The following is a 15,900-nucleotide window of genomic DNA, read 5'->3' as shown; positions in this document are numbered from 1 at the left end:
CTAAGCTGGATTCAGAAGTTTTCTCGGTTCATAATCCTTTACCACATCAGCAATGGCCTTGATATGCTCTGGGGTGGTCCCACAGCAACCGCCTACAATATTAACCAGGCCTTTTTCTGCATATTCTTTAATCTGAACCGCCATTTGTTCGGGTGTTTCGTCATATTCGCCAAATGCGTTGGGCAACCCTGCATTGGGGTGTGCAGAAACAGCAAATTCGGACTTGGCAGAAACAACCTCCAAATGAGGCACCAATTGTTTGGCTCCCAAAGCACAATTGAAACCAACCGATAGAATCGGGATGTGGGAAATGGAAATCAAAAATGCTTCTGCTGTCTGTCCCGACAGCGTTCTTCCCGAAGCATCGGTAATGGTTCCACTAACCATTACAGGCACTTCGATGTTACGCTCATCCTTTACTTCTTCGATAGCAAAAAGGGCCGCTTTGGCGTTCAGCGTATCAAAAATGGTCTCCACCAGCAAAATATCGGCACCACCATCCAACAAGGCCTCTATCTGTTGTTTGTATGCGATACGGAGTTCATCAAAGGAAATGGCTCTAAAACCAGGGTCGTTTACATCGGGGGACATGCTGGCGGTTTTATTGGTCGGACCGATACTCCCCGCTACAAATCTTGGTTTGCTTGGGTTCTTTTGTGTGAATTCGTCAGCGACTTGCTTTGCAAGCTTCGCGGATTCGTAATTCAGTTCATAGACCAATTCTTCCATTCCGTAGTCCGCCATGGCAATGGTCGTACCCGAAAAGGTATTGGTTTCAATGATGTCCGCACCAGCTTCCAAAAATTTTCGATGGACTTCTTTCACGGCTTCGGGTTGGGTCAAAGACAGCAAATCGTTATTTCCTTGCAGGTCACTTGGCCAATCCTTAAAACGTTCGCCCCTAAAATCTTCTTCATTGAATTTATAGCGCTGCAACATGGTGCCCATAGCTCCATCCAGCACTAAAATCCGTTTCTTCAGTATGTCTTCAATTTTTTCCATAGTACAATGTCCCTTCTAAAAAGGATGTAGTGAAATCAAGAAAAGCGGGTGGATACGGTGTTGTATTCGTTCGTTATCCTCCCCCAATACTAAATGGTCGGTATGAATACTCCATGAGGTCCTGAAACAATTTCAGGACAGGGGTAGAATGTAGCACCTTCTCGAAGTCGAGGGTTGCTAAGGCTTCACAGGGTCCAATCCCTCCACCTTTCTTGATAACACTTTCAATTTATAAATGAACTGAACTGCAAAGAAACGGCACTCCCTAGTGAAAAGCAAAAAAAGCCCTTGAATTTTTAGAAATCCAACAATAAAAAACGGATTGATTGCTCAATCCGTTTTTTATTGAATTATGTGATGTTTTCTAAATCATGATACCGCCAGATACTTCGATACGCTGTGCGTTGATCCATTTGGCATCTTCCGTGCATAGAAAGGCGACCACCCCACCGATATCATCCGGCTCCCCGACTCTTCCCAATGCAGTGAAATTGGTTACGGCTTTACGTTTGGCCTCGTTGGTCTTGTTCTCCCCCCCTCCAAAATCGGTTGCCACAGCACCTGGAGCGACTACGTTGGCCCTTATTTTTCTATCGGCAAGCTCTTTGGCCAGATATCTTGTAAAAACCTCGACTCCTCCCTTCATGGCACCATAAGCCGACGACTTTGGCAGGCTGAATCGTGCCAACCCTGAAGAGATGTTGATGATTCTGGCCTCATCATTAAGGTATGGAAGTGATTTTTGTGTGAGAAAATAAACGCCCTTTAAATGAATGTTCACCATTTCATCAAACTGCTCTTCGGTAGTCGAAACAAACGGCTCATATATTCCGGTTCCGGCATTGTTGATGAGAAAGTCGAATTTGTCAACCCCCATCACTTCTTTCAAGGCCCGCTCCAATCGCTCATAAAAATCATCAAAGGTTTTTACATTGGATGTATCCAGTTGCAAGGCCAGGGCCTTCTGCCCCAACTTTTTAATGTTCTCCACTACATCTTCAGCCATATCCTTGTTGGTGTGGTACGTCAGGACTACATCTATTCCCTTTTTTGCGATTTTCATGGCCATGTCCTCTCCTAGACCACGGCTACCACCAGTAACCAATGCTATTTTTGATTTGTTCATGTTAATTGATTTTTGAATTCGGAACAAAATTAGCTGGATAAGCTCCATGGGGATTGCAAGTATCAATCAGTTTTTTGCAAAAATCAAATTTTGATGGCTGATCTAAACTTTAAGGGGGAAAGTTGTGCATGTTTTTTGAAGAAATTGGAAAAATGTGCCACCTCTTCAAAACCTAAACTGAATGCAATTTCTGATATGTTCCAATCGGTGTTGTTGAGCAGGATCTTGGCTTCTTCAAATAATCTGGCATGAATAACCTCGGTTGTTGTGCTTCCAGTGGTTTCTTTAAGTACTTTATTAAGATGATTGGGATGTATTGCCAATCGCTCCGCAAAATCATTGGCAGTTTTGAGCACTGACCTTTGGACTGTAGTATTTATTGGAAATTGCCTTTCCAACAACTCCACGAACATATCGGTAATACGAATCGCAGCGTTTTTACCACTTTCCCGTGGTTGGACAGGATGCAATTTTTGCCCCATGTGCAATAGTTCGATCACATAGGCCCTTATCAAATCAAACTTAAATGGGTAGTCGGAAGATAGTTCCTTGTCCATTTTCTGGAAAAGTTGTTCAAGTTCCATGTAATCTTCATCGGTAATGTCAAGTACGGGATAACCTCCAGGTTGAAAAAGTGATAGCTTTTCCAAAATGATCCCACTTTTTTCTTTTGATAAAAAGCTTTCCGTGAACACGCAAAAGTATCCCGACTGTTCATCATTCTGAGGCAGATAGTTATAAGGTATTCCTGGGGAAGCGAACAAAAGTGCCTTGTTTTTGATGTGAATTACCTTATCCGCATATTCCGCACGGTTTGTACCGTTGATAAGACTGATCTTGAAATAGGCCCGCCTATCATATCGCATCTCTCCCTTGCTCAGTCGATTACGATATTCGGCAATATTAAAAACATTGAAGTGCCCAATATCCTTTCCAATGTTTTCAGGGATGGGCAACCCAAGTTTACCGTAGAAATCATTCAATGTAAATTGGACATCCATAAGCTTGTAAAATTCAAATATACCCCAAAACAAAAACACCCTCCAAAAATCACTTCTGGAAGGCGTCCTCTCTTCTAAAAACAAATATTGTCAATTGATGCTCTGCACCACTTCTTTTTTGGCTTCTTTTTTAGAACCATCAAATCCTTGTACGCCACCAACGGTAGTATACTTCATCACGAATCGCTTATCCGGGTTGATGATTTGATAGGCATACTGGCACATTACGGCCGCTTCATGGAATCCTGAAAGAATCAATTTCAACTTACCTGGATAGGTGTTGACATCCCCAATGGCAAATACTCCAGGAAGATTGGTCTGGTAATCCTTGGCATTATTTACCTTAATGGCGTTCTTTTCGATTTCCAAGCCCCAGTTGCCCAATGGCCCCAGTTTTGGAGACAATCCGAACAATGGGATAAAGTAATCGGTTTCCACATAGGTGGATTCCTTTTCTTCATCATTGTACTTGATGACTACGGCATGCAAGTCTTCTTTACCGTGTATTTCTTTTACCTCGGCCTTGGTGTACAGTTGAATCTTGCCCAGTTTGGCCAATTCACGTGCCTTTTCAACAGAGTCAAGTGCACCACGGAACTCATTTCTACGATGCACCAAAGAAACTTCCGAAGCCACATCGGCCAAAAAGATGGCCCAGTCCAATGCAGAATCCCCTCCACCGGAAATCACAACTTTTTTATCACGGAACTGTTCCGGGTCTTTGATCATATACTCGACTCCCTTGCTTTCAAAGAGGCCGATGTTCGGTATCATCGGTTTTCTAGGTTCGAATGAACCCAGTCCACCTGCGATGACAACCACAGGAGCATGGTGTTGGGTCCCCTTGGTTGTTGTCACAATGTAGGAGCCATCTTCTTGTTTGTCCAAGGTTTCGGCACGTTCTCCTAAGGTAAAGCCAGGTTCGAACGGCTTGATCTGCTCCATTAAGTTATCCACCAAAGTACCCGCTAAAATTTCCGGGTAGGCTGGAATATCGTAAATGGGCTTTTTCGGATAAATCTCCGAACATTGGCCCCCTGGTTGCGCCAAGGCATCGATTAAATGACACTTTAACTTGAGTAATCCTGCTTCAAAAACGGTAAACAATCCTGTGGGTCCCGCTCCGATTATAATGATATCTGTTTTGATCATAATTCTACTTTTAAATGCGCTCGAGCTAACATTTTTGATTTACACTTTTTCAAACAATTCTTTTCCCTGATTTTGATATTCGTACTGAATATCCAATACTTTTTGGCGATGGTCGACCACCTCGCCAATAACTATAATAGCAGGATTGGACAGCTGCTGCTCCTTTGCCTTGTGCTCAATAGAAGCAACAGTGCCAATACCGATTTTTTCGTTATCCCTTGTTCCGTTTTGAATGATGGCCACTGGGGTCTCTGTCTTCCCCTCTTCTTTGAAGAGTTCCATGATCTGTCCCAATTTGGACATTCCCATCAAGATAATTACCGTAGCATTGGATTTTGCCGCCAGAGCCACATCATTGGACAATTTATGCTCCTTTGTAGTCCCTGTAATGACCCAAAAGCTCTCGGCAGCCCCTCTTTTGGTTACGGGAATATATTGTGATGCGGGTACGGATACCGAGGATGAAATCCCTGGTACCACTTCAACTTCCACTCCAAATTTTGCTGCATGTTCCATTTCTTCGGCCCCTCTTCCAAATACAAAAGGGTCTCCTCCTTTCAATCGGACAACGTGCAACCCTTGGAGGGCGCGTTCCACAATCAAATCATTGATTTGCTCTTGTTGGTAGGAGTAGCATCCTTTACGCTTGCCCACAAATATTTGTTCGGCTTGCGGAGCGTATTCCAACAATTCAGGATCTACCAATGCATCATACAAAACGACATCTGCCCTTTGCAACGCCTTCACTCCTTTAAGGGTTATCAAGTCCACATCGCCTGGACCTGCCCCCACTACTGTAAACTTTCCTCTATGCATGTTCCAACTCCATTTTTCTGAACGTTTCCAACCGTTGTAGCACCGTTTTAGCATCTTCCAAATAGCTTTTCGCAAATGCTTCGGATGGTTCGTTCTTATTCAATTGAAGGGCTACTTTATCAAACCCGCCCTCAAAGGTTATTTTTCCTGTTTCCACATACAGCTTATCAAAATCCTTGATGATGCTCGCATGGGTATTGGTCTTTACTTTTTCCGCCGTCAACAATGCCTTGGCAGAGTTTACAATGGATTGATAGGAATAATAAATACTGGCCGCCCATTTGCCATCTTTGATAGCCTCTTCGGCATTCTCTATCTTCTCTTGGCTTTCAAAGAACAAGGTGGCCACAAGGTCAACAATGACCCCTGCACATTCTCCGATTCCTATCTCTTTTTTATATTTTTCCTCGTTCCCCCAGTCGATAAAATCTTCTTGGGTTAGATTGTCCACATCCGTCAAAGGTTTAAGGAAGTCATAGAAATAATGTTGCCCCTTTTCCTCGTAATAATCGGTAAAAGAGTCTCCGTTTCCATTGGCTTCGAAATCATCTAAAATTAAACGTAACGCTTGTGGTCCTCTTTTACTTGGAATCTTGGCCACTTTATCGGCAAATCTTGCTCTACCATCCCCATAGTTTCCACCTCCCAACAAAACCTGAAGGGCAGGCGCTACCAATTTATCCTTGGTTCTTACGGACATCCCTTGGAAACCAATGTGCGCCATATTATGCTGGCCGCATGCGTTCATACACCCACTGATTTTGATGACCACATCAGGATTTTTGATGTACTGTGGGTATTCCGCTTTGATGACTCGTTCCAATTCATCCGCGATTCCCGTACTACTGGCAATTCCAAGATTACAGGTATCCGTTCCTGGACAGGCCGTGATATCCAAAGCCTTATTATATCCCGCCTCGGCAAAGCCGAGTTTCTTCAATTCTTGATAAAAGAAAGGAACCAATTCCTCTTTCACATAGGGGATCAATATGTTTTGTCTTAGGGATAAACGAATCTCTCCTGCGGCATAATTCTGCACCAATCTGGCCAGTTCACGCGCCTTATCCGTGTAGAAATCTCCCAATAGCACTTTAATCCCGATAGCTACATAACCATCTTGTTTTTGAGGAACCAAGTTGGTTGATTTCCATTCTTCAAGAGCGTTTTGGTCTTCAATGGAAACTTCTGGTGTTTCAACTTCAGCGACCTTTACTTTTGGATAATCATCAATATGGATGGGATAGGTTTGGTGTGGAATCGCGGTTTGTTCTTCATCCAGCAATTCTTTGAAACCATCAAGGCCCAAGTCCTTCAACAAAAATTTCATACGTGCCTTTGCCCTACTCTTACGTTCTCCGTATCTATCAAATACGCGGATTACGCCTTCCATCAAAGGGATGATTTTATCTGTTGGCAAAAAGCTGTAAAGCTCATCGGCATGCCGTGGTTGTGAGCCAAGGCCACCTGCCAGCATCACTTTAAAACCTCTTTCCCCGTCCTTTTCTTTGGCGATAAAACCAAGATCGTGCATATAGGACAGTCCTGTATCTTCATCACTTGCCGAGAAAGAAACCTTGAATTTTCTTCCCATTTCCTGTCCAATTGGATTTCTTAGGAAATATTCAAAAACAGCCTGTGCATAAGGAGAGACATCGAAAGGTTCGTTTACATCGATACCTGCGGTTTCACTTGCCGTTACGTTTCTAACAGTATTCCCACAGGCTTCCCTTAGGGTCACTTGGTCTTTTTCCAATTGTGCCCAAAGTTCCGGGGTGCGTTCCAAGTCCACATAGTGAATCTGGATATCCTGACGGGTGGTGATATGCAAACGTCCACGGGAATATTCATCGGAAACATCCGCGATACGGAGCAATTGATTCGAAGTCACTTTACCATAGGGCAACTTGATACGGATCATTTGCACGCCCTGTTGACGCTGTCCATAAACTCCACGGGCCAATCGAAGGCTTCGGAATTTTTCCTCATCCACTTCACCACCTTTGAACTGGCGAATTTTTTTCTCCAATTCGATGATGTCCTTTTCTACAACCGGGTTTTCTATCTCTGTTCTAAAACTTTGCATAATCTATTTTTCCTATCTATTTTATAGGGTTAAATCAAAATGATTCCCCGTTTCCTTACCTTAGTGAGCAAATACTATTCAATAAAGCCTACGCCTGCTGTATTGTTTGTTCGGCTATCGATAATAATGAATGAACCATTGGTACGATGATCCTTGAACCTATCGTAAAAAATAGGTTTGTTCAGCCTTAAGCGCACCTTGGCAATATCGTTCATTTGAAGGGCAGTGACGTTCTCTTCAATACCTGAATAATCAGGGTGGATTTTATGCTCGATGGCATCCACCTTGGCCAACACCTTGTTCACTCCATGCTGAAGCACATACTTCCCACCTGGTGTGAAGTCGGTGCCATCCATCCAAGACACCGTTGCGGTCAATTGCTTGTCGACCGTTGGAAGGTCCCCTACTTTGACCAACATATCTCCCCTGCTTACATTTACCTCATCTTCCAAGGTAATGGTCACAGATGACCTTCTTGGAGCGGTACTATATTGTTTATCGTAAAAATATATATCCTTGATTTTGGAGCGTGTCATTGATGGCAATACCACCACTTCGTCTCCCACATTAAGCTCTCCGCCATATACTTTTCCTGCAAACCCACGAAAATCATGAAAATCATCTGTTTTGGGTCGAATCACATACTGCACCGGAAAACGGGGCGTACCTGTATTGTAGATATCTTTTTGATCCAGTTCCTCCAGGTGGTCCAATAAGGTCTGGCCCTTGTACCACGGTGTATGTTCTGAACGGTTTACCACATTATCCCCTTTTAGCGCACTCACCGGAATAAAGGTAATGGTCTGGTCTTGATAGTCCCGTTTCTTCATCAACTCCTGAAAATCAGCTTTGATCTTGTTGTACGTCTCCTCGGAAAAATCCACCAAATCCATCTTATTGATGGCGACGATCACATCTTTTACCCTTAAAAGGTTGTTGATGAAAAAGTGACGGTGCGTCTGTTCGATCACTCCTTTTCGTGCATCGATCAAAATGATGGATGCTTGGGAGGTCGATGCCCCGGTAACCATGTTACGAGTATATTCCACGTGACCAGGGGTATCGGCAATGATATAACTTTTAGATGGTGTTGAAAAGTAGATATGGGCCACATCAATAGTGATTCCCTGCTCTCTTTCGGCTACCAATCCATCGGTCGCCAACGAAAAATCGAGATAATCGTACCCTTTTTGCTTACTGGTTCGCTCAATGGCCTCCAATTTATCGTCGGTCATTGATTTTGTATCGTACAGCAATCTTCCAATCAAGGTACTTTTACCGTCGTCTACACTTCCTGCTGTTGCTATTTTTAAAACTTCCATTCTTTCTTCTTCCTATTAAAAGTAACCTTGCTGTTTACGTTTTTCCATTGCCGCTTCAGAGCGCTTATCATCTATACGGGCGCCCCTTTCCGAAATTCTGGAGTCCCTGATTTCGGCCACCACCTTATCAATGGTATCGGCATGCGATTCAACGGCTGCGGTACAGCTCATGTCCCCCACGGTTCTAAAACGCACCATTCTTTCTTCTACTTGTTCATCGTCCGCCCTAAAAACCACATCATCTTCGGCTGACCATATCAATCCATCCCTTAAGAACGTGTTTCTTTTATGGGCAAAATAGATGGATGGTATTTCTATATTTTCCTTTTGAATATAGCTCCAAACGTCAAGCTCTGTCCAATTACTGATCGGGAACACCCTTACATTTTGACCAATTTCGATTTCTCCATTGAGCATATCGAACAGTTCTGGCCGTTGGTTTTTTTCGTCCCACTGTCCAAAATCGTCACGTACGGAAAAAATACGTTCCTTAGCTCGTGCTTTTTCCTCATCCCTTCGTGCTCCGCCAATGCAAGCATCAAATTTAAACTCTTCTATGGCATCCAATAACGTCGTGGTCTGAAGCATATTCCTACTGGCGTACTTCCCTGTTTCTTCCACTACTTTGCCCTCATCAATGGAGTCCTGAACATTACGAACTATGAGTTCCACGCCAAGTTCCTCTACCAACTTATCCCTAAACTCAATGGTTTCCGGAAAATTATGGCCGGTATCTATATGCATCAAAGGAAATGGGATTTTGGCGGGCCAAAAGGCCTTCTGGGCCAAACGCACCAATGTTATGGAATCCTTTCCTCCGGAGAATAGCAGTACAGGTTTCTCAAACTGTGCCGCAACTTCACGCATGATGTAAATGGCTTCATGTTCCAGAGCGTTCGCGTTAGGTCTTTCAACACCATTCAAGGTCTCTGGCTTTTTAATTTCTTCTGCAAGTGTGCTCAAGGCTATATCTTTTAATTTCTATTACCTATGTAATCGGCAATAATTTATTTTTATTTATGTGTGCAACCCGCATTCACGGTTGGCCAATACTTTTGTTGGGTCAAAATATTTATGCTCGTTGGGCAACCCCTGCTCTTTCAAATAGGCATCCAATTGGGTGTCGCTCCAATGATAGAATGGGCTTACTTTCAAAACACCGTCCTTGCTCAAACTCAACACATCCAATGAATCCCTGAGGGCTGTCTGACCCTTGCGAAGGTTGGTAAACCATACATCCGGCTTGTGCTCATCCATTGCCCTGCGAAACGGTTCCAACTTTACCTGCTCGGTAAACTCCTTGTGCAAAGGATCATCAATTTGAGGGATTCCCATTACGGCATCACGATGGGAACTGGTTTGTTTGGGCACATAAAGCTTGACATTAAGACCTAATCTAGTGATTAACTCTTCTGCATGCCTATAGGTTTGCGGGGTATTATAACCCGTATCACACCAAATTACCGGTATACTGTTATCAACTTCGGTCACCGCGTGCAAAATAGCTACTTCATAGGGCCTAAAATTGGTGGTTACCACCGGTTTTTTTCCATGATTGATTGCCCAAGAAATAATTTCCTCGGGGGGAATGCCCTTAAACTGCCGGTTCAAATTTTTAATTTCTTCTTGAGTCAATGCCATCGATCTTGATTTTATTTACCCCATTTGATGGAGTTCCAAATTCTTTCGTGAAAAAAATAAAGCACCATTTTGGTAACCAATTCAACCAACCCTATTGAGAATGCCAAACTAAGGGTACCTGTAACCACCCAGGATATCAATATGGTATCCAAGGTGCCCACTACTCTCCAACTAATGGACTTAACAATACTCCTTTTCGGACTTTCCGATGCACTATCCTTGGTATAGGTACTTTGCTCCTTTTCGTTTTTTATTATCAACTGATCAGTAATCATTTTATTAATTTTAATTACCCTATCGGATAAGTAGGGAATTCAAAAGTAAAATTATTTTTTAGAACAAAAAGCAAAAAGAACCTTAAAATCACTTTTATCCCATAGTTTTGGTAGATTATCGAAAATAAGGCCTGAATTTTGAAGATTTTAAACCTGCAGAAGGGATTAGAACAATTGTTTAAAGTAAATCAGCCAGTGTATTGTTTCGGTAAACGTCCAGAGCGCTGTCCCTAACCTGAAGCATTAATTTGTGCACTGAACACTCCTCCTCATCGGGACAATCGTCGCATTTTTCGTAGAAATTGAGACTTACACATGGCACCATCGCAATCGGTCCTTCAAGAACTCGCATTACGGTGGTCATATGAATTTCATGCGGCTCTTTGATCAAGTAATACCCCCCACCCTTTCCTTTTTTGGAACCCAAAAGTCCATTTCTTCGAAGGGTCAACAAAATACTTTCCAGAAACTTCTGTGAAATATTCTCGCACTTGGCAATTTCCGCAATCTGAACAGGCTCCCTGTCCTTTACTTTTGCGAGATAGGCAAGTGCTTTGAGTCCGTATTTTGTCTTCTTGGAGAGCATCACACGAATATAGGGAAAATTAACAATCTACCTCTTTAAATAACCGATAGAAAGATTACCCCAAAGCCTGCTCGATATCCGCAATAATGTCATCGATATGTTCCAAGCCCACCGATACCCGGACCATTCCATCCGAGATTCCCACGGCATTACGTTCTTCTGTGGTTAACTTACTGTGTGTAGTGGATGCCGGATGGGTCACGATACTTCGAGCATCCCCCAAGTTGGCCGATAGGGATAATAATTGTATGCTATCAAAAAACTCCCTACCTGCTTCCAGACCTCCTTTTACCTCAAAGGCAACCACGCAACCACCTGCTTTCATTTGCTTTTTGGCGATCTGGTGCTTGGGATGTGATTTCAAGAATGGATATTTTACCCATTCAATTTTATCATGTCCTTCCAGATAAGTTGCCAACTTCAAAGCGTTTTCGCAATGCCTATCCACGCGGATGGCCAAGGTTTCCAAACTTCTGGAAAGTACCCAGGCATTAAAAGGCGACAAGGCAGGTCCGGTAATTCGGGAAAAACGATACACTTTGTCCATCAAATCGCCACTACCCACCGTAATTCCGGCCAGAACCCTTCCCTGACCGTCCATTAATTTGGTTCCTGAATGGATGACCAAGTCCGCACCGAATTTTATGGGCTGCTGCAGATAAGGCGTGGCAAAGCAGTTATCGATAATAAAAATAAGGTCGTGCTTTTTGGCAATATTCGCCAACACCTCCAAATCCAACACATCTACCCCCGGATTGGTCGGGGTTTCCGCATAAAGAATTTTGGTATTGGGTTGAATCAATCCTTCAATTTCCGACAGGTTATTGGCATCAAAATAACTCGTCCCGATATTCCATTTCGGGAAAAACTGGGTAAAGAGGGTATGTGTAGAGCCAAAGATACTTTTTGAAGATATTACATGATCACCAGCATCGAGCAAAGCGGCCAAGGTTGAAAAAACGGCGGCCATACCCGAGGCATAGGCAAAACCATTTTCCGCACCTTCCATCTTGCATACTTTTTCAATGAGCTCGTTTGAATTGGGATTGGAATATCTGGAATAAATATTCCGTTGCTTTTCTTCCGCAAAGGAGGCACGCATATCCTCCGCATCCTCGAAAACAAAGCTTGATGTCATATAAATGGGGCTGGAGTGCTCCAAATTTTGACTGCGCTCCATTTGCGTTCTTATTGCCTGTGTCTCAAATTTCTTGCCTTGCTTGCTCATATCTTTTCTGCTATTCTTAAAATGTCACCAAATACTCCTCTTGCCGTCACGGCTGCTCCAGCTCCCGCTCCTTGAATTACCAAAGGATGCTCTCCATAGGATTCCGTATAAATTTCAATGATGGAATCAGAACCTTTTACCTGGCCCAAAGCGCTTTGCTTGGGCACCGAAACCAATTTAACCTCCAAAACTCCTTTGTCCTGTTGCAAATCCCCGTGCAAATCGCCCACGTAACGAAGTACGTGACCTAGTTCTTGATTCTCTTTGATTTCCTTATACATTTTATCCATCTCGCCGATTCGCTCCATGAATTTTTCAAAATCCAAAGCTTGAAGCTCTTCGGGAATCAGGTTTTGTACATCAATATCCGAAAATTCGTTCTGAAGATCCAATTCCCTAGCCAAAATCAGCAACTTCCTCCCCACATCATTTCCAGACAAATCCTCTCTTGGGTCAGGTTCGGTAAACCCACTCTCCATAGCTTCCTTTACAATTTCTGAAAAAGAAACATCTTTCTCCGAAAAGGTGTTGAAAATATAGCTCAACGACCCCGAGAACACCCCTTTGATTCGGGTAATGTTCTCACCGGACAAATGAAGCAATTTGATGGTATCTATCAATGGGAGCCCTGCCCCTACGTTAGTTTCGTACAAATATTGTTTTTGATTTTTATCCAAACAGCTTCTAACGGATTTATATTTCTCAAAACTCAACGTATTGGCTATTTTGTTTGATGAAACCAAATCAAAACCGTGGCCAATCAAAGGTTCATACTGCTCCACGAATGTTTTGCTCGCCGTATTGTCCACAGCGATCAGGTTTTCCAGATGATGTTGTTTGGCAAAAGCGGTAATGTCCTCGATTTGATATGGCTGCCCTTCTTTTTCCAAACGTTCTTTCCAATCAGACCCAACTCCTGAAGCATCCAAAAGCACCTTTCGCGAGTTGGCTACTGCAAACACTTTTAAATCGATGCTTTTTCGGTCCTCAATACTGGTTTTTGAATCCAGAATTTGGCTGATCAAGGTACCCCCAACATTTCCATGACCGAACAATGCTAAATTGATTTTCTTGGCTATCCCGAAAATCTGTCCATGAATGACATTGATGGCCTTGTTCAAATCATTTTTTTTCACGACCATACTCACGTTCTTCCCCGTAACCGTATTATTGAACAACAACGGTGTAATCTGGTTCTTTGCCAAGGCATTGAAGGGTTTATGGAAACTGCTCAAATCCATACCCACAATGGAAATCACGGAAACATCCTTAACCACGGAAATCTGGTTGATATCCTTGGAAGAATAATCCGTCTCAAATTCTTGGTCGAGCACTTTCTTGGCCTTATCCGCCTTAGAAGCATCCACCACAAGACCAATGCCCCTTTCAGAAGACCCCTGCGAAACAATACCCACACTGATACCATTTTGGCCCAATGCCCTAAAAATGCGCATATCCACACCGACTTTACCCAGCAACCCCCTACCCTCCAAATTGATAAGGGCCATATTGTCCAGCACGGAAAGTGACTTGATGCCACCATTATCGGTTTTTGGACCGATCAAGGTGCCCTCATTGTCATCATTGAAGGTGTTGCAGATGCGCAACGGAATATTTTTTTCTATCAATGGGATGATGGTCTTCGCATGTAGAATGTTAGCCCCAAAATTGGCCAACTCGTTGGCCTCACCATAGGATATAACGTCAATCAACCTAGCATCGGCCACCAAATCAGGATTGGCTGTGAAAATACCGTCCACATGGGTGTAATTGATCAACTCGCCTGCATCCAAAAAGTTGGCCAACAAGGCTGCTGAATAATTACTGCCGTTCCTACCCAAGGTTGTGGTCGAACCATCTCGATTGGAACCGATAAACCCAGTAACAATTGGAATTGTGCCACTCTCCAATTCATGGAAATAGCGAAGCACATTTTCTTTGGATGTACTCTGATCCACCTCTGCATTGCTATAATTGTCATCTGTTGAAATCAACTTTCTGGAATCCAAAAGCTCTGCTTTTACCCCGGATGCGGTAAGGGAAGCCGTTACATATTTGGCGGACAACAGTTCACCGAAGGACAGTACCTCATCCTTCGTCTTGAGACTGTAATCGCCCGTTAAGGAAACCCCATTCAATATTTTTTCAATGGCGGCCAATTCTTCATCAATGTCAACGCCATCAAAATTGTTTTTCTGATAATCGGCAAATTTCTTTAAATCCTCTTTGAAATCAACTCCTTTGGCCGCTTTCTCCAACAGATTTTCCAATTGGTCGGTCGCTTTGCCCCGAGCAGATACCACTACGGCAAAGTGCTCTGCATTTTTCCGCCTTTTACGGATGATGTCCAATACACGCTCAATGCCCTCGCCATTGGCCAAGGATCTGCCTCCAAACTTCAATATTTTGATGCGCTCCGTATTCTTCTGGAAAACGGTCTCCAAAAGTTTCTCCAATTGTTCAAACTCCATCAAAAAGGCATCGTGCCCATGCACGGATTGAACCTCACCATAGGTAACGTTTGTATTGGCCTGCGCCAAACGTTTAAAGGTCTCCTTATTCTCTTCCGCGGTAAAGAACAAATCGGAATTCACCCCGATAATATGGATTTTGGTATCGCTATCTTGTAATGCCTTGAAAGCTTCTTCCCCATTCCTTGTAATGTCGATGGATTTCAACAGTTGATTCATCAACTTATAAGCGGACAATTGGAAGCGCTCTTGTAATTTTTTACCGTGGTGCATCAACCAAGATTCCACATTGAACACTTTCAACTCTTCGTTAGTGCTTCTTTTGAATCTTTCCTTGAAGGATTCTGGTGTTCTGTAGCACAACATGGCATGCATACGTGCATCATGCACAGGTTGTTTCGAATTTACCAAGAACTGCTCCTGAATCTGACAGTTGGCAATCAACCAATCCGTGGATTTCCAGTCAGATGCCACAGGAATCAAATGTTCCGTAATATTTGGGTTAATGGCCGTCATTTCCCAAGCAATTCCACCTCCAAGCGAACCACCGATGATGGCAAAGAGTTTATCGATTTGCAATTGTTCCAATCCCCAGAGGAATATTCTGGCAATATCTCCTGCTACAAAATCTTTATAATTTTCGATGATGAATCCATCGAAACCGTTTCCAGGGATATTGAAGGATAAAATCGTGTACTTCTCCGTGTCGATACATTTCCCATCACCAATCAAATCGGACCACCATCCATTTTCTCCTGCCACGTTTGAGTTGCCGGTAAGGGCATGGTTTACCAAGATGATGGGCGCAGTACCCAAGGGTTTTCCAAAAACCTGGTACGACAACTTTATCTCTTGAACGGACCCGTTCAATGTTTTAAAATCCGATATGGCCAAATGCCTTAAATCCATATATACAACAATAGACCCCTAGGGTCAACAATTAATAATAGTAAAGGTTATAAGAAAGAAGGGGGCAGAAACTACCTGTGATGTTATCTATTCCCAAATGGGATAGAACGTAGCACCTTCATGACAAGCGTCAAGGGTTGCTAAGGCTTCAACGGGTCTATTCCCTCCACCTTTCTTGATAACTAACAATACGTGTTTGAACTTCGTGGGACAAATATACTGATGGAAAGATTGATTTTCCTAATCTTTTGGGAAATTTTCATCAATTGCACTGTCCCACGAAACTCT

Annotated in this window: 13 protein-coding genes and 2 riboswitches; all 13 genes read right to left on the bottom strand. The window is 43.2% G+C overall.

Translation table 11 applies throughout. The features are described 5' to 3' along the window. Entirely contained in the window at positions 1 to 1,002 is a 1,002-nt protein-coding gene (locus tag EO132_RS13375; protein WP_127138345.1) for a homocysteine S-methyltransferase family protein, read from the bottom strand. A 124-nt stretch (positions 1,003 to 1,126) separates the two neighbouring features. Continuing rightward, positions 1,127 to 1,224: riboswitch (SAM riboswitch) on the bottom strand. A gap of 142 nt (positions 1,225 to 1,366) precedes the next feature. After that, a complete protein-coding gene (locus EO132_RS13370; protein ID WP_127138344.1) occupies positions 1,367 to 2,128 on the bottom strand; it encodes an SDR family oxidoreductase in 762 nt (253 codons plus the stop codon). Between the two features lie 83 nt (positions 2,129 to 2,211). After that, positions 2,212 to 3,129, bottom strand: a complete 918-nt coding sequence (locus EO132_RS13365) for a helix-turn-helix domain-containing protein (RefSeq protein ID WP_127138343.1) — start codon at positions 3,127 to 3,129, stop codon at positions 2,212 to 2,214. Positions 3,130 to 3,219: 90 nt separating this feature from the next. After that, on the bottom strand, positions 3,220 to 4,281 hold the full coding sequence (locus EO132_RS13360) for an NAD(P)/FAD-dependent oxidoreductase (RefSeq protein WP_127138342.1): 1,062 nt from the start codon (positions 4,279 to 4,281) through the stop codon (positions 3,220 to 3,222). 39 nt (positions 4,282 to 4,320) lie between these two features. Then, positions 4,321 to 5,097 carry a uroporphyrinogen-III C-methyltransferase gene (gene cobA / locus EO132_RS13355; protein WP_127138341.1) on the bottom strand — a complete coding sequence of 259 codons (777 nt, stop codon included), beginning with the start codon at positions 5,095 to 5,097 and terminating at the stop codon, positions 4,321 to 4,323. After that, entirely contained in the window at positions 5,090 to 7,180 is a 2,091-nt protein-coding gene (locus EO132_RS13350) for a HEPN domain-containing protein (protein ID WP_127138340.1), read from the bottom strand. The genes cobA and EO132_RS13350 overlap by 8 nt, the downstream gene beginning before the upstream one ends. Before the next feature lie 74 nt (positions 7,181 to 7,254). Next, positions 7,255 to 8,502 (bottom strand): sulfate adenylyltransferase subunit 1, encoded by a 1,248-nt coding sequence (locus tag EO132_RS13345; protein ID WP_127138339.1) that lies wholly within the window; start codon positions 8,500 to 8,502, stop codon positions 7,255 to 7,257. Positions 8,503 to 8,517: 15 nt separating this feature from the next. After that, positions 8,518 to 9,426, bottom strand: coding sequence for a sulfate adenylyltransferase subunit CysD (cysD, locus tag EO132_RS13340; RefSeq protein ID WP_262707592.1), 909 nt, complete (start codon positions 9,424 to 9,426; stop codon positions 8,518 to 8,520). A gap of 93 nt (positions 9,427 to 9,519) precedes the next feature. Then, on the bottom strand, positions 9,520 to 10,143 hold the full coding sequence (locus tag EO132_RS13335) for a phosphoadenosine phosphosulfate reductase domain-containing protein (protein WP_127138337.1): 624 nt from the start codon (positions 10,141 to 10,143) through the stop codon (positions 9,520 to 9,522). An 11-nt stretch (positions 10,144 to 10,154) separates the two neighbouring features. Continuing rightward, positions 10,155 to 10,418: a DUF2061 domain-containing protein gene (locus EO132_RS13330; RefSeq protein WP_127138336.1), complete on the bottom strand. Its 264-nt coding sequence runs from the start codon at positions 10,416 to 10,418 to the stop codon at positions 10,155 to 10,157. 178 nt (positions 10,419 to 10,596) lie between these two features. Beyond that, complete coding sequence (locus EO132_RS13325) at positions 10,597 to 11,004, bottom strand: RrF2 family transcriptional regulator (RefSeq protein WP_127138335.1); 408 nt, start codon at positions 11,002 to 11,004, stop codon at positions 10,597 to 10,599. 55 nt (positions 11,005 to 11,059) lie between these two features. Then, on the bottom strand, positions 11,060 to 12,232 hold the full coding sequence (locus EO132_RS13320; protein ID WP_127138334.1) for a trans-sulfuration enzyme family protein: 1,173 nt from the start codon (positions 12,230 to 12,232) through the stop codon (positions 11,060 to 11,062). Next, a complete protein-coding gene (gene thrA, locus EO132_RS13315; protein ID WP_127138333.1) occupies positions 12,229 to 15,612 on the bottom strand; it encodes a bifunctional aspartate kinase/homoserine dehydrogenase I in 3,384 nt (1,127 codons plus the stop codon). The genes EO132_RS13320 and thrA overlap by 4 nt, the downstream gene beginning before the upstream one ends. Before the next feature lie 80 nt (positions 15,613 to 15,692). After that, positions 15,693 to 15,797, bottom strand: a riboswitch (SAM riboswitch). Positions 15,798 to 15,900: the final 103 nt, after the last annotated feature.

Source organism: Flagellimonas oceanensis (assembly GCF_003992595.1).
GTDB classification, from domain to species: Bacteria; Bacteroidota; Bacteroidia; order Flavobacteriales; family Flavobacteriaceae; genus Flagellimonas; species Flagellimonas oceanensis.
Note: the sequence above shows the minus strand (reverse complement) of the source record. Positions and strands in the feature narration are given on the sequence as shown.